Below are 23,919 nucleotides of genomic sequence, written 5' to 3' on the forward strand. Positions count from 1 at the left end.
GTGGTCTCAGCCAGCCCGTCACTGCCACCACCACGCCGCCTGATCGTCGCCATCACCGGCGCCACCGGCGTCGTCTATGGCGTGCGGCTGCTGCAGCTGCTGCGTGAACTGCCCGGCATCGAAAGCCATCTGATGATTTCCGACGCCGGCGTACTGAACCTGCACCAGGAGCTGGAGATGCGCCGCAAGCAGGTCGAAGCGCTGGCCGACGTGGTGCACAGTGTGCGCGATGTCGGCGCTTCCATCGCCAGCGGGTCGTTCCAGTCCGACGGCATGATCGTTGCCCCCTGCTCCATGAAAACCCTGGCCTCGGTAGCCCACGGGCTGTCGGACAATCTGATTGCCCGCGCCGCCGACGTGGTCCTCAAGGAACGCCGGCGCCTGGTCCTGATGGTGCGCGAAACGCCTTTCAACCTGGCGCACCTGCGCAACATGACCAGCGTCACCGAAATGGGCGGCATCATTTTCCCGCCGCTGCCAGGGTTTTATCACCGGCCGCAAAGCATTGCTGAGATGGTCGATCATACCGTGGGGCGGGTGCTGGACCTGTTTGCCATCGAACATGCGCTGACGCCACGCTGGAGCGGCTTGAAAGCGGAATAAAAAACCGGGCACACAGCCCGGTTTTTTTATCGCCTGCGAAAACCTAGCGGCTGTTGCGGCCAGTCAGCCAGGCGTTGCGCATGGCCGTGCCCAGCGCCGGCTTGGCTTCGGTATCGAGACTGACTTGCGGCGCGCTGTCCGCCAGCAGGCGGACGCTGAATACCAGCAGCTCGTCGCGCCGGAATGCATGGACCATAATAGTGTCGCCAACCCGGTAACGCGCCAGCAAGGTGTCCAACTTGGCCGGCACCCGGATACCGTCGATCGCCACCAGCACATCGCCGGCCGACAAGCCGGCGCGATGGCCGGCGCCGCCGTGATAGACATTGGCCAGCTTGCAATCGCCGCCACTGTATGCGATGCGTGCACCCAACGAAGGCTTGCCCGGCTTGCGTTGATCGGCCACCACGATGCCGGTCGGCGCCAGCAGTTTCGCCAGCGGCAAGTCATCGGTGGCACGCACGTAGCGGTCGAAGAAGCGTTTCAGCTTGAGGCCGGTGACTTCGTCGAACAAGGCCTCGACCGCGGCTTCGCTGACGCCACGGCCGCTCAAGGCATTATCGGCATAAAAATCGCGGCCGTATTTCTGCCACAGGGCGCGCATCACGTCGTCCAGTGATTTCCTGCCCTTGGTTTCGCTGCGGATGGTCAGATCCAATGCCAGCGCCACCAACGAGCCCTTGGTGTAATAGCTGACAATCGCGTTCGGCGCGTTTTCGTCCTGGCGGTAGTATTTAACCCAGGCGTCAAAGCTGGACTCCGCCACGCTTTGCTTGTGACGGCCGCTGCCGAGCAGGACGCCATTCACGGTTTTTTCGATCAGCTTGAAATACGCCGCCTGGTCGATCAGACCGCTGCGCAACAGCATCAGGTCGTCGTAATAGCTGGTGAAGCCTTCGAACAGCCACAGCAGCGGCGTGTAGTTTTCCACCTGCAGGTCGTAAGGCGCGAAAGCCGCCGGCTTGATGCGCTTGACGTTCCAGGTATGAAAGTATTCATGGCTGCAGAGGCCGAGGAAAGTACGGTAGCCGTCGCTCATCTCCGGCTGGCCTTTGACCGGCAAATCGGCGCGCGCGCAGATCAGGGCCGTCGAAGCGCGATGCTCCAGCCCGCCATAGCCATCACCGACCGCCAGCGTCATGAATACGTAGCGATCCATCGGCGCGCGCTTGGCAAACTTGCTGCCGGCCGGCTCGAAGAAGGCGATCTGGGTTTCGCAAATCTTTTTCAGGTCCGCGCTCAGGCGCGCCAGGTCGAGATTCGGCACATTGCCGGTGATCGCCATTTCGTGCGGCACGCCATGCGCCTTGAAACTGAGCAGCTGGAAAGCGCCCATTTCGACCGGATGGTCGATCAGTTCGTCGTAGTTGGCCGCGACATAGCTGCCAAAGGCGCCGCGCTTGGCTTTGAGCGTCGGCAATGCGGTGGCGACGCGCCATGCTTCATAAGCGTCGCCTTGCGGCCGCTGGATATCGACGACATGCGCGACATCTTCCTGACCGACCACACGCAGGAAAACGCTGGTGCCGTTGAAGAAAGCATGGGTCTGGTCGAGGTGCGCGGTACGCACCGACAGATCCCAGGCGTACACCTGATAGTGCAAGGTCAGCGGACCGTCGCAGGGCGCGGCTTGCCAGGAATGCTTGTCGATTTTACGCAGCGCGATCTTGCGGCCATTGGATTCGGCGCGAATCTGCACGATGTTGCGGGCAAACTCGCGGATCATGTAGCTGCCCGGGATCCACGCCGGCAAGGCGACGATCTGGCCGACAGAAGACGGATCGGCAATCGTCAAGGTCACGGCGAACAGATGGGCGGCGGGATCGGCGGCGACAATGCTGTATGACAGCGCGCTGCGGCCGGCGGCAGATTTTCTACTGGTATTCTTTTTCATCTTCTTATCCTCGAACGTTACCGGCAATCACGGTCAGCATCAGCGCCGCCACCGCGACGCAGGTCAACCTGAAACGCAATTCAATAAACCAGGACGGCAAGCCGTACCACGGGAACAGGCGCTTGTCAGCCTGGTAAGCCGCGATGAAGCCGGCGATCAGCAAGGCGAAACCAAAGCCGCCGGCCATGGTCGAGAACCAGGCAATGATGGTCGGCGCCACACCCCAGATCAAGGCTTTGCGGGTGTGATCGGCAGACAGGTTGGCGCGCAGCACCACCGCGCCCCAATGGATGCCGCCCAGGAAAGACAGCGCGGCAATGCCGTATGCCAGCTGGCCGCGGATGAAATCGCGCAGCCAGTCGACGCTGACCAGCCAGCTCGCCAGCGTCAGCAGCACGAAAGGAATCAGCCCGGCATAGCCGAGTAAATGAATAATGCGTTTGTTCAGGAAATGTGGATTCATCGGGTCAGGATAACGTCAAATAGGCTGGCGGAAGGCACGAGCCGGGGGCGCACAAAAAAGACGTTAGTGTAGCGGGATTGCGCCGATTCGGCGCTTCCTCGGCAGCGTGGCGCTGAAAACGCCTGCCGATACCCTGCTTCACGAGGAGGATTGTCGTATATCGGCGACGGTGTCGATGTCCTGATGTATGCCAGGATCGTCCAGCGCCACCTCGACCAAGGGAAACGACTGCAGCAGGCTGCGGGCGCCCTGGTCGCCGCGCAAGGCCAGCAGTCGCGGCAGGTGCAGGCGGCTGAAGCCGACCGGATTGCCGCGCCGCCCCTGGAATGTCGGCACCGCAATGTCGGCGCCCTGGCGCAGCGCTGCCGCCAGGGCTTGGATGGTCGCGCTTTCCACATAAGGCATGTCGGCCAGCGCAATGACCCACCCCGCCGCCTCCCGGGTCTGCTGCACGCCATACGCCAGCGACGCCGCCATGCCGTCATCGGCATTGACACATTGCACCCAGGGATATTCAGCTATTTGCGCGACCTGCTCCGGCACATCCGGCCGCAACACGATGCAGACAGGCAGCGCCGCGGCCAGCGCGGCGGCAGCGCTGGCCAGCACGGTGCGGCCGGCAGCCGTCGGCAGCGATTGCAGCAGCTTGTTGTGGATGCCGGCCGGATCAAAGCGACGGCCCCGGCCGGCAGCCAGCAACAGGCCGACGATCTGGCCGCTATATAGAGGGAGACTCATAGCGAACTGTGAGCAGTGGGATTGCGCGGAAAGAAATTACTTCAAAGAGGAGAACTTTGCTTCCATGGTCTTGGCATCGATCCAGCCCGGCGAACGCGAACCGTCGGCAAAAATGATGGTCGGCGTGCCGGTTACATTCAGCTTTTGTCCAAGCGCCAGGACTTTGTCGTTAGGCGCCTGGCAGGATGCCGGTGCAGCAGCAGCGGCCTTGCCGTCGACCATCAGGTCGGTCCATGCCTTGTTGCGGTCGGCGCTGCACCAGACGTTGCGCGCCTTGACCGAGGAGTCTTCCGCCAGGATGTTGAAGAGGAAAGTGTAAACGGTAACGTTATCGACCTCCTGCAGCGTCGTCTTGTGGAAGCGCTTGCAATAGCCGCAATTCGGATCTTCGAACACCGCGATCACGCGCTTGCCATTGCCCTTGACCTTCTTCATGGCCAGGTCCAGCGGCAGGTCGGCGAACTTGACCTTGTTCAACTCATCGACTCTTTCACGCGTGAAGTCGCGCGAAGACTGGGCATCCATGATGCGGCCTACGAATACATATTTGGCCGCGGCATCGGTGTAGAAAATGTCGCTGCCGACGCGCACTTCAAACAAGCCGGCATACGGCGTCTTGGTGACTTCGTCGACCTTGGCGCCTTCGCCCAGGCGCGGCTCGATCAGTTTCTTGACTGCGGCTTCCTGCAGAGTTTCGGCACCGGCCACGCTTGCCCACAGGCCCAGCAAGGCTGCCAGCATCACACTCGTTTTTTTCATCGCTATCATCGCTATTCCAGTTATTCGCTTGTCCGACCCAAAGCGTGGGCCATCAGTTGTCTTTTTAAGACTGGTATTTTGTCCAGCAAGTTCAAACCGGCATTGCGCAACAGGCGCAATGGGCCGAAATCGAAGCCGAACAGCCGTTCCAGGCCATCGGTCGTCATCTGCATCAATAATATCTCTTCCTTGCGCGCACGGGCATAACGCGCCAGCAGACGCTCGTCGCCGCAGTCGCGATGGGCGCCGCGCTCTGCCAGCACCTGGATCAAGGTGGCGACATCGCCAAAACCCAGGTTCATGCCATGCCCTGCCAGCGGATGCACCACGTGGCCGGCGTCGCCGATCAGCGCCACCCGCGGCGCCACCAGCGCATGCGTCTTCAGCAGAGAGAGAGGAAATCCTTGCGCCAGCTCCGGCTGCAAGGGCTGCAACTGCCCCAGCTGCTCTGCGGCCAGCAACGACAAGCGCGCCGCCACCTGCGACAGCGGCTCTTCCAACAAGGAAAGCGCCAGCGCCTCCGGCGCCGACCAGACCAGCGACACGCGCTGGCCGGGCAAAGGCAGCAAAGCGACGATGCCTTCGGTTTCGGTAAACCATTGATGCGCAATGCCGTGATGCGGCCGCTCGCAGGAAAAATTGGCGACCACGCCGCGCTGGTTATACGAGCGGTAATCGATACCGATGCCGCACTGGCTGCGCACCCACGACTGCGCGCCGTCGGCGCCGACGACCAGGGCCGCGTTGATCGCCTCGCCCGATTCCAGCTGCACCGTTGCGGCTGCGGCATCGGCCTGCATGCTTTGCACGCGGCCATGAAGCACCCGCACATTCGACGCAAATTTCAGGGCAGCATCCAGAGCCTGGTTGAGATTCCGGTCCTCGACGATCCACGCCAGAGCATCGACGTGCGCACTGTAGGCATCAAAAGACAGATTCCCTGTGCTGCTGTCGGTCCCGCCCTTGATCGACATGCCGTCAACCGCGGCAATCCGTGCCGGATCAAGCGCATCCCATACTTTTACTGTGGACAGCAGCGTACGCGCAACATGATTCAGCGCATACACGCGGGTGTCCCAGCTCTCCGCCGCAGCAGTTGCGGGAGCGCCCGGCGCCATCCCCAGCAAGGTGACGCGCAGGCCCATCTGCGCCAGACCAAGCGCTGCCGCTTTGCCGACAGCGCCATTGCCGACGATACATATATCGCACTGATGTTTTGTCATCGGCGGCACACCAGCGGTTTTCGAGATTGATCCGATATCTTTCATGCCGTCATTATAGCGATTACGCTCGTAAGAGCCGGCGAGCGCCATGAAATAAGGGGCGCCGGGCTGCCGAAGCCCAGCCAAAGCGGCCGGCAAAGGACCTCGCAAAGTTTTTTAAAAAAAATTCAACAATGGGCTTTGCGGATCAAAAATGTTTTGCTATACTCCTGTCCCTTGGCCTGGTAGCTCAGTCGGTAGAGCAGAGGATTGAAAATCCTTGTGTCGGTGGTTCGATTCCGCCCCGGGCCACCAAAATATCAAAAAGGGCTTAGCTTCGGCTAAGCCCTTTTTGCATTTGCGAAGCCATTTCAAGCGAGGGCAATCCTCGGCCTGGACTTGCCGGTGCTCTATATATCACCAGATATTGCAACAACAAACGGCAATCCTTTTTTGTGATCCCCCCGAGATTTGGTAAGATCACAAACTAAGACAATATTTTATATCCCATTAAAACGAACCAATTGCTGCCTAAACGTTCCTATAAGCCAATCGCCGGCGCTTTTCGCCACGTTTAGCCCAGACACCACACTGCTTTATGCTCAAAAACAAATCCCGCAAGCCGATTGAAATAAAAATTGCAACAGTGGTCGCCGTCTCGGCGATCTTGCATGATTCCGATCCGATGGCCCTGGAAGCAGCCTTGCAGGAAATGACGGGGGGCACCGCGGATTTCTTTGACAACGAATTTGCCGTCATCGACGTCGCCGCGCTGGGAACGGACAGGCCGCCGATAGACTGGCCGCAACTGGTTTCGCTGCTGAAAAAATATCGTCTGAATGCAGTCGCAGTCCGCAACGCCCCGGCTGACATGGAAGCCGACATCCTCGCCAGCGGACTAAGCATCGACCAGATGGTGGCCGCGCGCCAGGAACCGGCCGCAGCGCCGCCGCCTCCAGCACCGGTTGTTGCAGCACCAGCCAAGGCCGCCGCCAGCACCATGATCATCGATACACCGATCCGCGCCGGACAACGCATTTATGCGCGCGACGCCGATCTGGTCATCACCGCCACGGTTAACAATGGCGCCGAAATCATCGCCGACGGCAGCATCCACGTCTACGCGCCCTTGCGCGGGCGGGCGCTGGCCGGCGCCAGCGGCGATACTTCGGCACGGATTTTTGCCGCCAGCATGGAAGCCGAGCTGGTCTCCATCGCCGGCGTCTACCGCACTTTTGAAAACGGCCTGCCGCCGGAACAAAAGGGCCAGCCCGCACAAATTCGACTGAGCGGCGACCGGATTGACGTACTATCGCTCAATTCTGCGTCTCGTAATTGATGGCGCTTGGGGTCACATACAATTTATCGAAGCGCTGCAGTTTTGTTTTGCAGCCTTCCACTGTAACTTGAACGTTTTTATCTAGTCAGTTGGGGACAGAGCCGCACGGAGAGTGTAATTCGTCGCACTGCGGCGCCTCTTAAACTCTGTCCCGCAATGCATAACCTTAGGAGCTCTTCGTGGCGAAAATCATCGTTGTTACGTCCGGCAAAGGCGGAGTTGGCAAGACCACCTCCAGCGCTAGTTTTGCATCGGGTCTGGCCATGCGCGGCCACAAAACCGCCGTGCTCGATTTTGACGTCGGCCTGCGCAACCTGGATCTGATCATGGGCTGTGAACGGCGCGTGGTGTACGACCTGATCAACGTCGTCAACAAGGAAGCAACGCTGACCCAGGCCCTGATCAAGGACAAGCATTGCGAGAACCTGTTCATCCTGCCGGCCTCGCAAACCCGCGACAAGGACGCCCTGACCGAAGAAGGCGTCGAGACCGTTCTCAACGACCTGATCAAGATGGATTTTGAATACATCATCTGCGACTCGCCAGCCGGTATCGAGCGCGGCGCCGTGATGGCGCTGACCTTTGCCGATGAAGCCATCGTGGTCACCAATCCGGAAGTATCGTCGGTGCGCGATTCCGACCGCATCCTCGGCATCATCCAGGCCAAGTCGCGCCGCGCCCAGAATGGCGGCGAGCCGGTCAAGGAACACTTGCTGATCACCCGTTATTCGGCGAAGCGGGTCGAAGCCGGCGAAATGCTGTCGTATACCGATGTCCAGGATATCCTGCGCATCCCGCTGATCGGCATCATCCCTGAGTCGGAATCGGTGCTGCACGCCTCCAACCAGGGTAATCCGGCGATTCACATCAAAGGCAGCGATGTCGCCCTGGCCTATGAGGATGTAGTCTCGCGCTTCCTCGGCGAAGAAGTCACCCTGCGTTTTACCTCCTACGAAAAGCCGGGGTTCCTGCACCGCATCTTTGGAGGGAAATAAGATGGCATTGCTCTCGTTCTTGTTTAACAGCAAGCCCAAGACCGCGTCGGCCGCCAAGGAGCGCCTGCAGATCATCATTGCCCGCGAGCGCAACGGCCGCTCAGGGCACGATTTCCTGCCGGCGCTGCACAAGGAGCTGATCGAGGTGATTTCCAAGTACACCAAGGTCAATGCAGACGACATCAAGATCTCCCTGGATCGTCAGGGCAATCTTGAAGTACTGGACGTGAATGTGGTGTTGCCAGACGCCTGAAGCGGTATCCGGCATCCCCGGTCCCGCACCAATCTGTTCGCCGCACAGCCACCCGCTGCGTGACGGCTGATTCAGCTCTCCGCGCAGACGCTGGCCATGGCGCTCTGCCCCGAAGGTGGAATTTTACAAATCCCGTCATACACTGTATGACAATCGCGCCCGGACAAACCCAGCGCCAGTCAGCGTTTCGGCGCATGCTTTGTTAAATTCATCGGATATCGCCATTTTTAATTTATTTGTGGCAATTGCAAGACACTGAGAACATTTATCTACAGCAATGTAGCAATAAGAATAATATACTCCTTGTACGCGCCACAACATCGATGCCGGCTATCGAGGCCGGCTCACCTAACATATATAAAACATGAGAATTGCTGTCCTTGATGACGACCCCAGTCAAACCGATCTAGTTTGCCAGGTGCTCACATCCAGTGGCCATATTTGCCACCCGTTCCAAAGCGGGAAAGAAATATTGAACCAGCTGCGACGGGAGAGCTATGACATGCTGGTGCTGGACTGGCAGGTCCCGGATCTGAGCGGGCCAGAGGTGTTGCGCTGGGTAAGAGACAAGCTGCCGCGCACCATTCCGGTCCTGTTCATCACTAGCCGTTCCGGTGAGGACGACATCGTGGAAGGCCTGGCCGCCGGCGCCGATGACTACATGATCAAGCCGATCCGGCGCAGCGAGCTGGTGGCACGGGTGCAAGCCCTGCTGCGGCGTGCTTATCCGATCCAGAACAGCAGTGAACAGATCGTTTTCAACGACTATTTGTTTGAAACCCGTTCAGGCCGTCTGACGCTGGCCGGCAAGCCCATCGAGATTACCCAGAAGGAATTCGACCTGGCCTTGTTGTTTTTTCGCAACCTCGGCCGCCCCCTCTCACGCGCCTATATCCTAGAGGCAGTCTGGTCGCGCGACGTCGACATCCCCTCCCGCACCATGGATACCCACGTCTCGCGGGTAAGGAGTAAGTTACAATTACGACCAGAAAACGGCTATCGGCTCGCACCGGTTTATAGCTATGGGTATCGATTGGAACAATTAACAGGATAAGGCGCGTTGCGGTTGCGCTGATAGACAAATATGCGCAGCACATTCACCAAACTAGCTCTACTGGCGCTGTTGTCGGCGCCTTCCTCACTGTTATTTGCCGCCCCGCCAGCAGCGCTCGATCCGGCAGCGCTCCAGGTGGATGCCGCAACAATCACCTACCACGCGCAACTGGGCGACACCTTGAGCGTGATCGCCGACCAGCTCACCGGCAACAAGAGCAACTGGGTGCAACTGGCGAAGCTCAACCGCATCGGCAACGACCGCACCATCCCGATCGGCACTGCCATCATCATCCCGGTGGCGCTGCTGCCGGACGACCCCAGCTCGGCCCAGGTGGCCGCCATGTCCGGCACCATCGACGCCACCGGCGCCGATGGCCGTGCGATCACCATCGGCATCGGTACTACGCTGACCGAGGGCACCATCATCAACACCGGCAGCAACAGCTTCCTGACGCTGAGCCTGCCCGACCAGTCGCATATCGCCATCCCGTCCAACAGCCAGGTCAAGCTCAGCAAACTGCGCAGCGCGCGCTATACCAAGAGCCCACGCACCGAGATCAGCTTGCTGAAAGGCCGGGTCGAATCCAAGGTATCGCCGCTGGAAAAAAACAAAGGCCGCTTTGAAGTCCATTCGCCGCTGGCGGTCGCAGGCGTGCGCGGTACCGATTTCCGCGTCGACCTGGTCGGCGACAAGGTCATGACCGAAGTGTTGAGCGGCGGCGTGGCGGTGGCGAAGAAAGATAAGCCGGCCGCGCTGACCCTGCGTGCCGGCCAAGGCAATATCACGAATACCAAGGGCGTCGGCAAGGCGGTGGCGCTGTTGTCTCAGCCAGAATTCACGGGCCGGCCACAGTTGCAGGAACGGCCGACATTGCGCTTCACCGTCAGTCCGGTCAGCGGCGCCCGCGGCTATCGCGCGCAAGTCGCCACCGACGCCAGCCTCAATAACGTCGTCAGCGAGGCAGAGTCGGACAGTCCTGAAATCAAGATCAACGGCCTCGACGACGGCAAGTATTTTGTGCGCATCACCGCACTCGACCAGGCCGGCTTGCAAGGCAAGCCGCTGATCGCCGCCTTTACCCTGAAAGCCCGGCCGGAGCCGCCGATCTCGATCGAACCGAAAAACAAATCGCGCAGCGAAAACCTGGTATTCAGCTGGGCCGAAGTCAGCAATGCCCAGGCTTATCATTTGCAGGTCGCCAGCGATGCCGAATTCAGCCACATCATCATCGACGAAGCTGCACTGAACGCAGCACAATTCAACGCCGGCAAACTGGCCCTGGGCACCTACTACTGGCGCGTGGCGACCATCGTCGACACCGCCGGTGTCCGCGACCAGGGACCTTACGGCGATCCGCAAGGCTTCAGCCTGCTGCCTGCCCTGCAGATTCCAAAGATTGCCGACGCGGTGGACGGCGACCTGTCGTTCCGCTGGACCGGCGAACCGGGGCAGAAATTCGTGGTCGAGATCGGCCATGACGCCGGCTTCTCCAGCCTGCTGCTGACGCAAGATACCGCGACGCCGGAAATCAATGTTCCGCGCCCGGCCAGCGGCACCTATTTCATCCGCATCAAGGCGATCGATCCCGATGGCTACGTCAGCCCGTTTTCGCCAGCACAAAAAGTGTATATCGGCAGCCGCTGGGTCACCAGCGACGGCTCGCCCCTGCTCAACGTCGGCGGCAATACCCAGGCTGGCTACTAACCCGGACGCCGCCATGCAAGCTCTCGCGCGCCGTCCATGATCAAACAGGTGATTCCCCTCATCAAACGGGTGGCGTTTCGCCAATGGCTGGCGATTACCGTGCTGATGCTGATCGTGGCCGGCAGCATGGGCTACGTAAACGGCCTCGGGCGGCTCGACACCACGCTGTACGACCAGTTCATGCGGGCCGATTCGCGGCCCGCGCGCGACGACATCATCATCGTCGCCATCGACGACTACAGCATCAGCAAACTGGGGCGCTGGCCATGGGAGCGCAGCCTGCACGCCAAGCTGCTGAACCGCATCATGCACGCCAATCCGCTGGCGATCGGGCTCGATGTCATCATGCCGGAAGCGGAACAGGGACAGACGCCAGGCCAGCGCGCCGACGACCGGGCGCTGACCAAGGCGCTTGCGGCCAGTAAGTTGACGGTGCTGCCGATGGTCGCCGCCAGCGCCGGCCCGGGCCTCAAGGCTCTGCTGCCGACGCCGGAATTTCTGAATGCCGCGCGTGGCATTGGCCATGTGCACCTGGAGCTCGATCCGGACGGCGTGGTGCGCAGCGTCTTCCTGCAAGAAGGCCAGGACGGCAAGTGGTGGCCGCATTTTGCAGTGGCGCTGGCTGGCGTCGCCGGACAAAACATCACCAATGCCAGCGGCAACCTGCCCGGTGCTCGCCTGGGCGCGATGCCGCCCGACACCGAGCAGCATAAGGGGGACAGCTGGCAGCGCGATTATCAGATCCAGATCCCGTTCGCTGGCAGCACCGGCCATTTCCGCTCCGTGCCCTATGCTTCGGTACTGCGCGGTGATGTCCCCGATCAATTCTTCACCGGCAAATATGTATTGATCGGCCCCACTGCGCTCGGCATGGCGGATACCTTCCCGACGCCGGTGTCGGGCACCTCCGGCGTCATGCCGGGGATCGAAATCAACGCCAATATCCTGGCCGGCCTGCTTGACCACAAGGTCATCAGCATCGCCCGCCCCTTGCAGACGGCCTTATTCAGCATCATTCCGGTACTGATCGCACTTTCCAGCTACCTGCTGTGGACGCCCCGCGTCTCGCTGCTGATCACCGCCGCATTGATGATACTGACCATGGCGGTCAGCTATTTCCTGCTGACGCTGGGAATATGGATCGCTCCCACGGCGGCGCTGATCGCGCTGGCGATTGCGCATCCGATATGGAACTGGATCCGCCTGGAGTCGGCGATTTCCTACCTGGGGCAGGAATTCATGCTGCTCGACCAGGAACCGCATCTGCTGCCGGAAGTGAACACGGAACGCGCGCCGCAGCAGGTGGAAGACTTGCTTGAGCAGCGCATCAACGCGATGCGCGTAGCGGCGCGCCGGGTGCGCGATTTGCGTCAGTTCATTTCGGATAGCGTCAACAGCTTGCCGGACGCCACCCTGATTACCACCATCGACGGCCACGTGCTGGTGTCAAATCAGTTTGCACGCGACTATTTCGCTGCCGCCGGCATCCGCAACATCGACGGTGCGCTGCTGCCCTATCTGTTTTCCAACATGAGCACGCCGCAGGCCACCAATACCTCGGCCAGCCACACCTTCAGCTGGTGGGACCTGATCGATCTTGAGCATGTTTCCACGCTCACCAGCGGCACCGCGGTGCAAGACCAGCAGGGACGCGACCTGCTGATCAAGAGCGGCCCCTGCCACTCCGCGCACCAGGTGTTGACCGGCTGGATCGTCAGTATCGTCGACATCACCATCATCCGCGCCGCCGAACGCAGCCGCGACGAAACCCTGCGCTTCCTGTCGCACGACATGCGCGCGCCGCAGGCTTCGATCCTGGCTTTGCTGGAACTGCAAGGCAATGCCGCCTCGGCCTTGCCGCAAAAGGAATTCTTCGCGCGCCTGGAACAGGCCGCACGCAAGACGCTCGGCCTGGCTGACAATTTCGTGCAGCTGGCGCGCGCCGAATCATCGGAATACCGGCTCGAAGAAGTGGATTTCCAGGACGTGCTGTACGATGCCGTCGACGAAATGTGGAGCCTTGCCAACAACAAGAAAATCGAGCTGATCACGGACATCGAGGGGCCGGAATTCCTGACCAATATCGACCGTTCGCTGATGGCGCGGGCGCTGTGCAACCTGATTTCCAACGCCATCAGCTACAGCCTGCCAGATACCCGCATTACCTGCACCCTGCGCCTGAAATACGTCAAAATGCTGCCGCAGGTGGTGTGCCGCATCAGCGACCAGGGCTTCGGCATCGCGCCGCACGACCAGGTCAAGCTGTTCCAGCGTTATCAAAGAGTCAGCGCCCCCGGCCAGCCGCATTCGGACGGCACCGGCCTCGGCCTGGTATTCGTCAAAACCGTCGTCGAACGCCATTTCGGCGAGATCACGCTGGAAAGCACTTTGGGCGAGGGCAGCACATTCATTGTCACTTTGCCAGCTATCGCCAGTTAAGCCTGCTTGTATTACTGACAGGCATAGCCGGTATGGGCCGCCGCCGCTTCGATCCGAGTGACTAAGAGTATAATCCGGGGTTAACAATATTGCCTTAATTGTCCGGGTAAGCTCCCTTCCCATCCGCAACCGCCCTATGCACCTGCTAACCGTCGGACTCAACCACACCACCGCGCCAGTTTCCTTGCGCGAAAAGGTGGCTTTCCCGGCTGACCAGATCGGTCAGGCGGTGATGGCGGCGCGCGCCTGGTTCAGCGGCGGCAATGATGTCAGCATGTCGGACGAAGCGGCAATCCTGTCAACCTGCAACCGCACCGAGCTGTATGCCGCCGGCAGTAATCTGCGCCAAGGCGTCGACGCCGCGATTGATTCAACCGCGCATTTCCTGGCCCACTATCACCAGTTGCCTTACGCCGACCTGCGTCCGCACCTGTACACCCTGCCGCAAGACAATGCTGTACGCCATGCCTTCCGCGTGGCCTCCGGACTTGATTCGATGGTGCTGGGCGAAGCACAGATCCTGGGACAAATGAAAGACGCTGTGCGTTACGCTGACGCCGCGGGCGGCCTCGGCACTTATCTGCACCAGCTGTTCCAGCGCACCTTTGCAGTCGCCAAGGAAGTCCGCAGCACCACGGAAATAGGCGCCCACAGCGTCTCCATGGCAGCAGCGGCGGTACGTATGTCGGAACGGATTTTCGATACCGTCGCCGGCCAGCACGTGCTGTTTATCGGCGCCGGCGAAATGATCGAGCTGTGCGCCACCCACTTTGCCGCGCAAAATCCGAAATCCCTGACAGTCGCCAACCGCACCATGGAACGCGCCGAACTGCTGGCCCACCGCTTCAATGGCCAAGCCATCCGGCTGGCCGACCTGCCGACGCAGCTGGGCAACTACGACATCATCGTTTCCTGCACCGCATCGAGCCTGCCTATCATCGGCCTCGGCATGGTCGAGCGCGCCGTCAAGGCGCGCCGTCACAAGCCGATGTTCATGCTGGACCTGGCCGTGCCGCGCGATATCGAAAACGAAATCGGCCGCCTCGACGATATCTTCCTGTACACCGTCGACGACCTCGGTTCTATCGTGCAGACCGGCATGGAAAATCGCCAGGCCGCAGTCGCCCAGGCGGAAGCGATCATTGAAACCCGCGTGCAGTCGTTCATGCACTGGGTCGACAACCGGGTTGTGGTGCCGGTCATCCAGGACCTGCAAGAGTCGAGCGAAGCGATGCGCCGGCTGGAGCTGGAACGCGCCCGCAAGATGCTGGCCAAGGGCGAAGATATCGAGGTAGTCCTGGAAGCCCTCTCCAAAGGCCTTACCGCCAAATTCATGCACGGCCCGCAACAGGCTTTGCACAATGCCCAGGGCGACGAACGCGCGCGCCTGGCAGCCCTCCTGCCGCAACTGTTCCGCACCAAGCGTTAGCGCAGCTGCGCTACTCCTGCTTACTGATGCGCCGCGCCCGCCATTGGCTGCCGGCACATTATTTCCCGATGCTTTATCCCGTCTTCTTCTGACTGAAACCCGCCATGAAACCATCAATGCTCGCCAAGCTCGACCAACTCGCCAACCGCCTGGCCGAGGTCAATGACCTGCTCATGCAGGAAGATGCGACCGCCAGCATGGACAATTACCGCAAGCTGTCGCGCGAACATGCGGAACTGGGACCGCTGGTCGCGCTGTACCAGTCCTACCAGCAGGCCAATGGCGATATCGAAGCGGCGCAGGAAATGCAGTCCGACCCGGACATGAAGGAATTTGCACAGGATGAAATCACGGCGGCCAAGGCGCGCATGGAGCAGCTGGAAGGCGACCTGCAAAAAATGCTGCTGCCGAAAGATCCCAACGACGAACGCAATATTTTCCTGGAAATCCGCGCCGGCACCGGCGGCGACGAATCGGCGCTGTTCGCCGGCGATCTGCTGCGCATGTACAGCCGGTTTGCCGAGCGCAACCGCTGGCAGGTTGAAATGGTGTCCGAATCGGCCTCGGAAATCGGCGGCTACAAGGAAGTGATCGTGCGCGTGCTCGGCTTCGGCGCCTATTCCAAACTCAAGTTCGAATCCGGCGGCCATCGCGTACAGCGCGTGCCGGCGACCGAAACCCAGGGTCGCATCCATACCTCGGCCTGTACCGTCGCCATCATGCCGGAGGCGGACGAGGTCGGCGATGTCGACATCAATCCGGCCGATATCCGTATCGATACCTACCGCGCTTCAGGCGCTGGCGGCCAACACATCAACAAGACCGATTCCGCGGTGCGCATCACGCATATGCCGACCGGCATCGTGGTCGAGTGCCAGGACGACCGCAGCCAGCACAAGAACAAGGCCTCGGCCCTGAAGGTGCTGGCGGCACGCATCAAGGACGGCCAACTGCGCGCGCAGCAATCGAAGGAAGCCGCGACCCGCAAATCGCTGATCGGCTCGGGCGACCGTAGCGAACGGATCCGCACCTATAATTTCCCGCAGGGCCGCATGACCGACCACCGCATCAACCTGACTTTGTACAAGCTTGACTTCATCATGGATGGCGACCTCGAAGAACTGACCAACGCGCTGGCGGCAGAACATCAGGCCGACTTGCTGGCGGCGCTGGGCGACACAGTTTAAGGACGGCGCCACCGCTTGCTGAATAATCGCATATGCTAGCGTCTGGCTTGGAACCAAGCGCCGGCGGTATTATCTGATGCTCGGTACGGCCAAGCCCTCTTCGACTCACCCTACATCGATAAAATAATGAAAACTTCCAAATCCATTTTGCTTGCAGTCGCCTTCATCTGCCTGGCCATCCTCGGCGCCGCCCTGTATCTGCAGCACTACCAGAACATGCAGCCTTGTCCGCTGTGCGTGATCCAGCGCTACGCCTTCGCCGCCATTGCACTAATTTGCCTGATTTGCGCCGGCCTGCCGTCAGGCGCCCAGAAAGCCGGCGCCGGCCTTGGCATCCTGGCCGCACTGGGCGGCGCCGGCACCGCCATCTGGCATCTGTGGATCATCGCCCATCCAGCCATCTCCTGCGGCCGCGATGCGCTGGAAGGACCGATGAACGCCTTGCCGCCAGCGACTTTGCTGCCATCCGTGTTCCAGGTCGATGCCTTCGCACTGTGCACCACGGCCTACGATCCGATCATGGGCCTGTCGATCCCGCAATGGTCTTTGCTGGGTTTTGTCATACTGCTGGTAATCCTTGTGGCTACCCTGTTCAAACGCGGTAACGGCGCCGATCGCCGCTACTGATCTACTCTCTTCTACCCTCTAACTGACGCTGAAATGACAGGGATTGCCGCCACATTCACGGTTGAGCCCGGCTGCAGCATCGGCGCGCTCTTGCAGAAAGCGCCGCTGGCGCCACTGGAAAACCGCATCCTGCTGATGCATGCCCTGCAGCTGTCACGCATCCAGCTGATTACCCAGGATGAACGCAGCATTGATGCGCAGCAGGCGCAGCAACTGTCTGCCTTGTTCGGCCGGCGCCTGCGCGGCGAACCGATCGCCTATATCATCGGCCAACGCGAGTTCTACGGCTTGCAGCTGGAAGTCACGCCGGATGTCCTGATTCCGCGCCCTGAGACGGAGCTGCTGGTAGAACTGGCCCTGCAACATCTGCCGTCGGATCCGCGGCAGGCGCTGAGCGTGCTCGATCTCGGCACCGGCTCCGGCGCCATTGCCATCGCCATTGCGCACAGCCGCCCCGACCTCGCCGTCACCGCACTGGATATCAGCAGCGCCGCGCTGACAGTCGCCGGCCGCAATGCGGCGCGTCATCTGCAGCTGGAGCACGGGCCATTCCGGCTCCTGCAAAGCAACTGGTACAGTGCGCTGGGCGAGCAGCGATTTGATATCATCGTCGCCAATCCGCCCTATATCGTCGCCGGCGACCGCCATCTGGCCGAAGGCGACCTGCGCTTTGAACCGCAAGATGCCTTGACCGATCATGCGGATGGCTTGAGCGCCCTGCGCAACATCGTCGGCGGCGCCGGCCATCACCTCAAAAACGGCGGATGGCTGCTGATGGAACACGGTTACGATCAGGCGCCCGCAGTACGCACCTTGCTGCAAGTACAGCAGTTCGAAGCGGTGCAAAGCTGGCAAGACCTGGCCGGGATTGAACGCGTCAGCGGCGGCAGACTGCGAACCACCGTTTGATCAACAAATAAAAAGCGCGGCATGCCGCGCTTTTTGCTTTCTCGCCAGACTGAAAATCAGTCCTTCTCGCCCCAGATAGCCGGATACACAATCCCGGCAATCACGGCGCCAACCAAGGGTGCCAGCCAGAACAGCCACAGTTGCTGCAAGGCCCAGCCGCCGACGAACAGCGCCTGGCTGGTGCTGCGTGCAGGGTTGACCGAGGTGTTCGTGACCGGAATGCTGATCAGGTGGATCAAGGTCAAGCACAGGCCGATCGCGATCGGCGCAAAGCCGGCCGGCGCGCGCTTATCGGTGGCGCCCAGGATCACGATCAGGAAGACGAAGGTCATCACCACTTCACAGATCAAGGCCGCACTCATCGAATACAGGCCCGGCGAATGTTCGCCGTAACCATTGGCGGCGAAACCGCCGATTTCCGCGCCTGGCTTGCCGGTCGCAATCAGGTACAAGATGCCCGCGGCAATGATGCCGCCCACCACTTGCGCTACCCAATAAGGCAGGATTTCACTCTTGGGGAAACGGCCGGCGGTCGCCAGTCCGAGCGTCACTGCCGGGTTCAGGTGGCAGCCGGAAATATGGCCGATGGCGAAAGCCATCGTCAGCACAGTCAGACCGAATGCCAGCGCGACGCCGTGGAAACCGATGCCGAGGCCCGGGAACCCGGCCGCCAGCACCGCGCTGCCGCAGCCGCCGAGAACCAGCCAGAATGTGCCGAGGGCTTCCGCGCCCAGACGTTTGGAAAGATGCATAGTTGACTCCTGAAGAAATACTACTGTGATTAATGGACAACGGGCCTTGGCCCGTCGCATACGGCCACCAGCATATTTGCTGACTCATCGGCAAACAAGAAAAAAATTATCATTTAACAAGATTTTTCATTTACAGCCATTTTCTTCGCATCTGATCGGATTCGCCTGACAGTTATCTATTGAACAGTCTGACAAGCATGCGTAAATAATACCATTGGGAAATACAAATATGGTGACATGACAAGCATTTCAGGCATCCGGATTTTCGGGAAGGCTTCTTTTCGCACTGTCAAGACTGGCGGAATTATCTGGATTGCGTATGATCCAACGCTTGATTTTCATTCTTAAGAATCCTCATGCTGCCTTCGATCGAACAACGCCTCGCCCTTGAACTCGCCGCCAAACCGGCGCAAGTCGCCGCTGCCGTCGCCCTGCTGGACGAAGGCGCCACCGTGCCTTTTATCGCCCGCTACCGCAAGGAAGCCACTGGCGGCCTGGATGACATCCAACTGCGTCTGCTGGAAGAACGCCTGCGTTACCTGCGTGAGCTGGAAGCGCGCCGCGGCGCCATCCTCGCTTCCATCGAAGAACAGGGGAAAATGACGCCGGCGCTGCTGCAGGCGATCACTCTGGCGGAAGACAAGACGCGTCTTGAAGATCTCTACCTGCCTTATAAGCTGAAGCGCCGCACCAAGGCGCAGATCGCCGCGGAAGCCGGCCTGACTGTGCTGGCCGACGCGCTGCTGGCAGATCCGGAACTGAATCCTGAACTGGAAACCGAGAAATATCTGAAGCCGGCCTTCAGCACCGACAACGGCGACAATCCCGGCGTTGCCGACGCCAAAGCCGCGCTGGACGGCGCCCGCCAGATCCTGATGGAGCGTTTTTCCGAAGACGCCACCTTGCTGCAGGCGCTGCGCGAATACCTGACCGAACACGGCGTGGTCGAATCCAAGGTGGTGGAAGGCAAGCAAGATGCCGGTGAAAAATTCGCCGACTATTTCGATTACTCAGAAACCATAGGCACCATTCCCTCGCACCGTGCGCTGGCATTGTTCCGAGGCCGCCGTGAAGAAATCCTGAACGTGGTGCTGCGCCTCGACACCGAAGAAGAAAAGCCGAAATGGGATGCGCCGCACAATCCGTGCGAAGGCCGCATCGCCGCCCGCTTCGGCATCAGCAACAAGAGCCGCGGCGCCGACAAATGGCTGAGCGACACCGTGCGCTGGAGCTGGCGGGTCAAGGTCTTCATGCACCTGGAAACCGAACTGATGACCAAGCTGCGCGAAAAAGCTGAAATCGAAGCCATCAACGTCTTCGCGCTGAATCTGAAAGCCCTGCTGCTAGCGGCCCCAGCGGGTCCGCGCGCTACCATGGGGCTGGACCCGGGCCTGCGCACCGGTGTCAAGGTGGCGGTGATCGACGCCACCGGCAAGGTGGTTGCCACCACCGCGATTTACCCGCACCAGCCGCGCAATGACTGGGACGGTTCGCTGCATACGCTGGCGCAGCTGGCGGAGAAGCATCAGGTCTCATTGATTTCAATCGGCAACGGCACCGCTTCGCGCGAAACCGATAAGCTGGCGCAGGACCTGATCAAGATGCGCCCTGAACTGAAGCTGACCAAGATCGTGGTGTCGGAAGCCGGCGCCTCGGTTTACTCAGCGTCCGAATTCGCTTCGCGCGAACTGCCAGACATGGACGTTTCGCTGCGCGGTGCGGTATCGATTGCGCGCCGCTTGCAGGATCCGTTGGCGGAACTGGTCAAGATCGATCCGAAATCGATCGGTGTCGGCCAGTACCAGCATGATGTTGGACAGACCCAGCTGGCGCGTTCGCTCGATGCCGTGGTAGAGGATTGCGTGAATGCCGTCGGCGTCGACGTCAATACCGCTTCGGCGCCGCTGCTGGCGCGCGTCTCCGGCCTCAACGCCAGCGTGGCGCAGAGCATCGTCACTTATCGCGACATGAAGGGCATGTTTGCTTCGCGCGCGGCACTGCGCGAAGTGCCGCGGCTGGGTGACAAAACCTTTGAACAGGCCGCCGGCTTCCTGCGCATCATGAATAGCGACAATCCGCTGGACAGTTCAGCGGTGCACCCGGAGTCCTATCCGCTGGTGGAAAAGATCCTGGCCGATATCAAGAAAGACGTCAAGGGCGTGATCGGCGATAGCCGCTTGCTGACCTCGCTCAACCCGGCCAAGTATGCCGATGAAAAATTCGGTGTGCCGACCATCGCCGACATCCTCAAGGAACTGGAAAAACCGGGCCGCGATCCGCGCCCGGAATTCACCACCGCTACCTTCAAGGACGGCGTCGAGGAAATCCGCGACCTGCGTCCCGACATGATCCTGGAAGGCGTGGTCACCAACGTGGCGGCCTTCGGCGCCTTTGTCGACATCGGCGTGCATCAGGACGGTCTGGTGCATATTTCAGCGCTCTCCAACACCTTCGTCAAGGATCCGCACAGCGTCGTCAAGGCCGGCCAGGTGGTGAAAGTCAAGGTGCTGGAAGTCGATGAAAAGCGCAAGCGCATCGCGCTCACCATGCGCCTCAGCGACAATGCGCCGGTGGCCGGCGCCAAGCCGGAACAGCGTGCTGACCGCAACGACGCCAAGCGCTTGTCCCAGCATCAGCAGCGGCAAGCCGCGCCGGCCCCGGCCAACAATGCCATGGCCGCCGCTTTCGCCAAGCTCAAGGGATAGCAGTTAAGCAACTCCGTCAGTCGACGCCGCTCCACCCGGCGCCGACTGAACCTGCATCACGCCGACAAAATCAGTCTGGACCTAATCTCCGGCCCCTTGTCATCGTATAATCACGGCACAATCGATTTCCAACAGGTTTTATTTTGTCAGCCGCTCCCAATACCTCATCCTCACAATTCATGATGTCCCCGATCGCGGCCGATATGGACGCGGTCAATGCGGTTATTCGCCGTCAATTACACTCGGAAGTGCCCTTGGTGAATCAGATTGCCGAGTACATCATCAGCGCCGGCGGCAAACGCCTGCGCCCGGTGCTGGTCTTGCTGATGGCGCGCGCTTGCGGCTATGCCGGCGACAAACACCATGAACTGGCCGCGGTGATCGAATTCATCCATACCGCTACCCTGCTGCACGATGACGTGGTGGACGAGTCGTCCCTGCGGCGCGGCCGGCAGACCGCTAATGCCCTGTTCGGCAACGCCGCCTCGGTGCTGGTCGGCGATTTCTTGTACTCGCGCGCCTTTCAAATGATGGTTGCGGTGGATAATGCGCGCGTGATGCAGATCGTCGCTGATGCCACCAACGTCATTGCCGAAGGTGAAGTGCTGCAGTTGCTGAACATGCATAACCCGGATGTGTCGGAAGAAAATTATCTGCAGGTGATCCGCTCCAAGACCGCCAAGCTGTTCGAAGCCGCGGCGCAACTGGGCGTACTAATCGCCGGCGCCGATGATGCGGCGATTGAAGCCGCGGGAGAGTACGGCCGCTCCCTGGGCACCGCGTTCCAGCTGATCGACGACGTGCTGGACTATTCCGGCAACGCTAGCGATATCGGCAAGAACGTCGGCGATGATTTGCGCGAAGGCAAGCCGACCTTGCCGCTGATTTACCTGATGAGCCACGGCACGCCGGCGCAACGGGAACTGGTGCGCAGCTGCATCGAAAATGGCGACGAACAGCATTTCGATGAAATTCTGGCCGCCATCACCAGCTCCGGCGCCCTCGATTACACCCGGCGCGAAGCCGAGAAGGCGGCGCAGCGCGCCGCTGCAGCAATCGCAGACTTGCCAAATAGTCAGTTCAAGGATTCTTTGCTACAATTATCCGTGTTCGCAGTGGATCGTAATCACTGAGCGCAGTTACTGAGAATCCATGAGTAACGGGACTGCCGTTCCACCACCGTAAGGCACGGCAGCCCAAAAACCTGTTCAAGTTATTGAACGGCTAAATCGGGGTGTAGCTTAGCCTGGTAGAGCGCTACGTTCGGGACGTAGAGGCCGGAGGTTCGAATCCTCTCACCCCGACCAACCAATATTGGTTTATTAACCTTTTCTTTACGGTGACCCTTTGGATGCCGTGCCCATTTGGGTGCAGATTCTTGCACTAGTCGTACTCATCTTCCTCTCAGCATTTTTCGCCATGGCGGAAACTGCCTTGATTGCCGCCAACAAGCACCGCCTGCGCCATCTGGCCAAGCGCGGCAGCAAATCCGCCGCCACTACCTTATGGCTGCTGGAACGCACCGACAAGCTGCTGTCGCTGATCCTGATCGTCAATACCCTGGTCAATGCCCTGGCTACCGCACTGGTTACCGCAATTGCCATTACGACATTCGGCAATCACCAGAATGTGATCACGATTGCCACTGCCGGCGTCGCTTTCCTGCTGATCGTGTTTGCCGAAATCACCCCGAAGGTGATTGGCGCCACCTATCCGGAACGCATCGCGCTGCCCACCAGTTTCATCCTCAAACCCCTGATGGCGCTGGCCAAGCCCTTGATCTGGTTTGTCAATTTGTTCGTCTCTGGCATCCTGAGAATACTGCACATCAAAACCGGCAAGCACGCGCAGGAACAGCGCGTCTCGCCGGAAGAACTGCGCTCGATCGTGCTGGAAGGCGGCAACTTCATGCCGCAAAAGCACAAGAGCATTTTGCTGAACCTGTTCGACCTGGAAAAGATTTCGGTGGAAGACGTGATGACGCCGCGAGCCCAAGTCGAAGCGCTGAACCTGGCAGCTTCGGTGGACGACATCAAGCATCAGCTGACGACTTGCTATCACAATAAATTGCCGGTGTATGAGGGTGAGATCAACCAGATCGTCGGCATTCTGCACGTCCGCAAGGCGATGGTATTGCTCAACCAGGAAGCCGAACTGACGGTCGACCATTTCCGCCAGCTGCTCAGCACGCCTTATTTCATTCCAGAAGACACCGACGTTTTCACCCAGCTGCAATATTTCCAGGAAAATCACGAGCGGCTCGGCATCATCGTCGACGAGTACGGCGAAGTGCAGGGACTGGTCACGCTGGAAGACATCATTGAAGAAATGATCGGCGAATTCACCACCTCTAAACCGGGCGCTGCGCGCGCCGACAGTTTTTCCTGGAATGCCCAGGGCCAGTGCCTGCTGGAGGGCGCCACCACCCTGCGCGACATCAATAAACGCCTCGGCCTGAATTTCCCGCTGGACGGCCCCAAGACGCTGAACGGCCTGCTGCTGGAATGGCTGCAAGATATTCCAGACAATAATGTCAGCCTGAAAATTGCCGGATGCATCATAGAAATCGTGCAAGTGCAGAACCAGGCGATCAAGGTTGCTAAATTGATCCGGCCGGATACACTATAAGAACGACAAAACCTGCCTTACGGCAATTTTTGCGACACATTTCTTCACAAAACCTTTACAACCCAGTTTCCCGTAGGGCATCATTGGCCGGTTGTAATGGTCAGGGCCCGTTGGGGAGTAAATTGGGCATTTGGGCGGCCTTAGCTGGATGCGATGCAAGGCGCCCGACGCGCCGCAGTGCGAGCACTGCAAGCGGTGGCGAACGTAACAGCGGCAGCAGCGCGCCAGCTACGGCC

At 60.1% G+C, this 23,919-nt stretch carries 20 protein-coding genes and 2 tRNA genes; 16 read left to right on the plus strand and 6 right to left on the minus strand.

What is annotated here, in order from left to right; all coding sequences use genetic code 11:
* On the plus strand, window positions 1-603 hold the full coding sequence (locus CPter91_RS22310; protein WP_417924826.1) for a UbiX family flavin prenyltransferase: 603 nt from the start codon (window positions 1-3) through the stop codon (window positions 601-603).
* Window positions 604-646: 43 nt separating this feature from the next.
* Here CPter91_RS22310 and CPter91_RS22315 read toward each other — a convergent pair whose 3' ends face one another.
* From CPter91_RS22315 to CPter91_RS22335, 5 genes are all read right to left on the minus strand, one after another.
* Window positions 647-2,497, minus strand: a complete 1,851-nt coding sequence (locus CPter91_RS22315) for a M61 family metallopeptidase (RefSeq protein WP_061944366.1) — start codon at window positions 2,495-2,497, stop codon at window positions 647-649.
* 4 nt (window positions 2,498-2,501) lie between these two features.
* Entirely contained in the window at window positions 2,502-2,960 is a 459-nt protein-coding gene (locus CPter91_RS22320; RefSeq protein WP_061944368.1) for a DUF3429 domain-containing protein, read from the minus strand.
* Window positions 2,961-3,098: 138 nt separating this feature from the next.
* A complete protein-coding gene (locus CPter91_RS22325) occupies window positions 3,099-3,698 on the minus strand; it encodes a nucleotidyltransferase family protein (protein ID WP_061944372.1) in 600 nt (199 codons plus the stop codon).
* A 36-nt stretch (window positions 3,699-3,734) separates the two neighbouring features.
* Complete coding sequence (locus tag CPter91_RS22330) at window positions 3,735-4,457, minus strand: DsbC family protein (RefSeq protein WP_061946538.1); 723 nt, start codon at window positions 4,455-4,457, stop codon at window positions 3,735-3,737.
* A gap of 20 nt (window positions 4,458-4,477) precedes the next feature.
* The gene (locus tag CPter91_RS22335) at window positions 4,478-5,680 is read right to left on the minus strand and encodes a UbiH/UbiF family hydroxylase (RefSeq protein WP_061946536.1); all 1,203 of its coding nucleotides are present in this window, start codon (window positions 5,678-5,680) and stop codon (window positions 4,478-4,480) included.
* Window positions 5,681-5,898: 218 nt separating this feature from the next.
* Between CPter91_RS22335 and CPter91_RS22340 the strand changes: the two genes are divergently transcribed.
* The 11 genes from CPter91_RS22340 (at window position 5,899) to prmC (ending at window position 17,598) form a co-directional block, all read left to right on the plus strand.
* Window positions 5,899-5,974 (plus strand) — tRNA-Phe (locus CPter91_RS22340).
* A gap of 283 nt (window positions 5,975-6,257) precedes the next feature.
* The gene (gene minC / locus CPter91_RS22345) at window positions 6,258-6,998 is read left to right on the plus strand and encodes a septum site-determining protein MinC (protein ID WP_061944375.1); all 741 of its coding nucleotides are present in this window, start codon (window positions 6,258-6,260) and stop codon (window positions 6,996-6,998) included.
* Between the two features lie 179 nt (window positions 6,999-7,177).
* Entirely contained in the window at window positions 7,178-7,993 is an 816-nt protein-coding gene (gene minD, locus CPter91_RS22350) for a septum site-determining protein MinD (protein WP_061944378.1), read from the plus strand.
* A gap of 1 nt (window position 7,994) precedes the next feature.
* On the plus strand, window positions 7,995-8,246 hold the full coding sequence (minE, locus tag CPter91_RS22355; protein WP_038493233.1) for a cell division topological specificity factor MinE: 252 nt from the start codon (window positions 7,995-7,997) through the stop codon (window positions 8,244-8,246).
* 364 nt (window positions 8,247-8,610) lie between these two features.
* The gene (locus CPter91_RS22360) at window positions 8,611-9,300 is read left to right on the plus strand and encodes a response regulator transcription factor (protein ID WP_061944381.1); all 690 of its coding nucleotides are present in this window, start codon (window positions 8,611-8,613) and stop codon (window positions 9,298-9,300) included.
* A gap of 30 nt (window positions 9,301-9,330) precedes the next feature.
* Complete coding sequence (locus CPter91_RS22365) at window positions 9,331-11,007, plus strand: FecR family protein (protein ID WP_061944384.1); 1,677 nt, start codon at window positions 9,331-9,333, stop codon at window positions 11,005-11,007.
* A 36-nt stretch (window positions 11,008-11,043) separates the two neighbouring features.
* Window positions 11,044-13,446, plus strand: a complete 2,403-nt coding sequence (locus CPter91_RS22370) for a CHASE2 domain-containing protein (protein WP_061944387.1) — start codon at window positions 11,044-11,046, stop codon at window positions 13,444-13,446.
* 136 nt (window positions 13,447-13,582) lie between these two features.
* Window positions 13,583-14,875 carry a glutamyl-tRNA reductase gene (gene hemA / locus CPter91_RS22375; RefSeq protein WP_061944390.1) on the plus strand — a complete coding sequence of 431 codons (1,293 nt, stop codon included), beginning with the start codon at window positions 13,583-13,585 and terminating at the stop codon, window positions 14,873-14,875.
* A gap of 104 nt (window positions 14,876-14,979) precedes the next feature.
* Window positions 14,980-16,062, plus strand: coding sequence for a peptide chain release factor 1 (gene prfA / locus CPter91_RS22380; protein WP_082793172.1), 1,083 nt, complete (start codon window positions 14,980-14,982; stop codon window positions 16,060-16,062).
* Between the two features lie 126 nt (window positions 16,063-16,188).
* Window positions 16,189-16,689 carry a disulfide bond formation protein B gene (locus CPter91_RS22385; RefSeq protein ID WP_061944396.1) on the plus strand — a complete coding sequence of 167 codons (501 nt, stop codon included), beginning with the start codon at window positions 16,189-16,191 and terminating at the stop codon, window positions 16,687-16,689.
* A 33-nt stretch (window positions 16,690-16,722) separates the two neighbouring features.
* Window positions 16,723-17,598: a peptide chain release factor N(5)-glutamine methyltransferase gene (gene prmC / locus CPter91_RS22390; RefSeq protein WP_061944399.1), complete on the plus strand. Its 876-nt coding sequence runs from the start codon at window positions 16,723-16,725 to the stop codon at window positions 17,596-17,598.
* 56 nt (window positions 17,599-17,654) lie between these two features.
* On the opposite strand, the gene aqpZ is transcribed toward prmC, so the two are convergent.
* Complete coding sequence (gene aqpZ / locus CPter91_RS22395) at window positions 17,655-18,350, minus strand: aquaporin Z (protein ID WP_061944402.1); 696 nt, start codon at window positions 18,348-18,350, stop codon at window positions 17,655-17,657.
* A 356-nt stretch (window positions 18,351-18,706) separates the two neighbouring features.
* Between aqpZ and CPter91_RS22400 the strand changes: the two genes are divergently transcribed.
* The 4 genes from CPter91_RS22400 (at window position 18,707) to CPter91_RS22415 (ending at window position 23,683) form a co-directional block, all read left to right on the plus strand.
* Window positions 18,707-21,055, plus strand: a complete 2,349-nt coding sequence (locus CPter91_RS22400; RefSeq protein ID WP_061944405.1) for a Tex family protein — start codon at window positions 18,707-18,709, stop codon at window positions 21,053-21,055.
* Between the two features lie 182 nt (window positions 21,056-21,237).
* A complete protein-coding gene (ispB, locus tag CPter91_RS22405) occupies window positions 21,238-22,188 on the plus strand; it encodes an octaprenyl diphosphate synthase (RefSeq protein WP_099047317.1) in 951 nt (316 codons plus the stop codon).
* Window positions 22,189-22,285: 97 nt separating this feature from the next.
* Window positions 22,286-22,362: transfer RNA gene (locus CPter91_RS22410), tRNA-Pro, on the plus strand.
* A 40-nt stretch (window positions 22,363-22,402) separates the two neighbouring features.
* Entirely contained in the window at window positions 22,403-23,683 is a 1,281-nt protein-coding gene (locus tag CPter91_RS22415) for an HlyC/CorC family transporter (protein WP_061944410.1), read from the plus strand.
* Window positions 23,684-23,919 lie beyond the last annotated feature (236 nt).

It is taken from the genome of Collimonas pratensis, from assembly GCF_001584185.1.
GTDB classification, from domain to species: Bacteria; Pseudomonadota; Gammaproteobacteria; order Burkholderiales; family Burkholderiaceae_D; genus Collimonas; species Collimonas pratensis.

Bases quoted from the DNA above. Each gene is read 5' to 3' on its own strand.
- ispB (WP_099047317.1), top strand. From the start codon at position 21,238: ATGTCCCCGATCGCGGCCGATATGGACGCGGTCAATGCGGTTATTCGC.
- CPter91_RS22400 (WP_061944405.1), top strand. From the start codon at position 18,707: ATGCTGCCTTCGATCGAACAACGCCTCGCCCTTGAACTCGCCGCCAAA.
- aqpZ (WP_061944402.1), bottom strand. From the start codon at position 18,350: ATGCATCTTTCCAAACGTCTGGGCGCGGAAGCCCTCGGCACATTCTGG.
- hemA (WP_061944390.1), top strand. From the start codon at position 13,583: ATGCACCTGCTAACCGTCGGACTCAACCACACCACCGCGCCAGTTTCC.
- CPter91_RS22325 (WP_061944372.1), bottom strand. From the start codon at position 3,698: ATGAGTCTCCCTCTATATAGCGGCCAGATCGTCGGCCTGTTGCTGGCT.
- prmC (WP_061944399.1), top strand. From the start codon at position 16,723: ATGACAGGGATTGCCGCCACATTCACGGTTGAGCCCGGCTGCAGCATC.
- CPter91_RS22335 (WP_061946536.1), bottom strand. From the start codon at position 5,680: ATGACAAAACATCAGTGCGATATATGTATCGTCGGCAATGGCGCTGTC.
- minC (WP_061944375.1), top strand. From the start codon at position 6,258: ATGCTCAAAAACAAATCCCGCAAGCCGATTGAAATAAAAATTGCAACA.
- CPter91_RS22385 (WP_061944396.1), top strand. From the start codon at position 16,189: ATGAAAACTTCCAAATCCATTTTGCTTGCAGTCGCCTTCATCTGCCTG.
- CPter91_RS22330 (WP_061946538.1), bottom strand. From the start codon at position 4,457: ATGAAAAAAACGAGTGTGATGCTGGCAGCCTTGCTGGGCCTGTGGGCA.
- CPter91_RS22320 (WP_061944368.1), bottom strand. From the start codon at position 2,960: ATGAATCCACATTTCCTGAACAAACGCATTATTCATTTACTCGGCTAT.
- CPter91_RS22315 (WP_061944366.1), bottom strand. From the start codon at position 2,497: ATGAAAAAGAATACCAGTAGAAAATCTGCCGCCGGCCGCAGCGCGCTG.
- CPter91_RS22370 (WP_061944387.1), top strand. From the start codon at position 11,044: ATGATCAAACAGGTGATTCCCCTCATCAAACGGGTGGCGTTTCGCCAA.
- CPter91_RS22360 (WP_061944381.1), top strand. From the start codon at position 8,611: ATGAGAATTGCTGTCCTTGATGACGACCCCAGTCAAACCGATCTAGTT.
- prfA (WP_082793172.1), top strand. From the start codon at position 14,980: ATGAAACCATCAATGCTCGCCAAGCTCGACCAACTCGCCAACCGCCTG.
- CPter91_RS22365 (WP_061944384.1), top strand. From the start codon at position 9,331: ATGCGCAGCACATTCACCAAACTAGCTCTACTGGCGCTGTTGTCGGCG.
- minE (WP_038493233.1), top strand. From the start codon at position 7,995: ATGGCATTGCTCTCGTTCTTGTTTAACAGCAAGCCCAAGACCGCGTCG.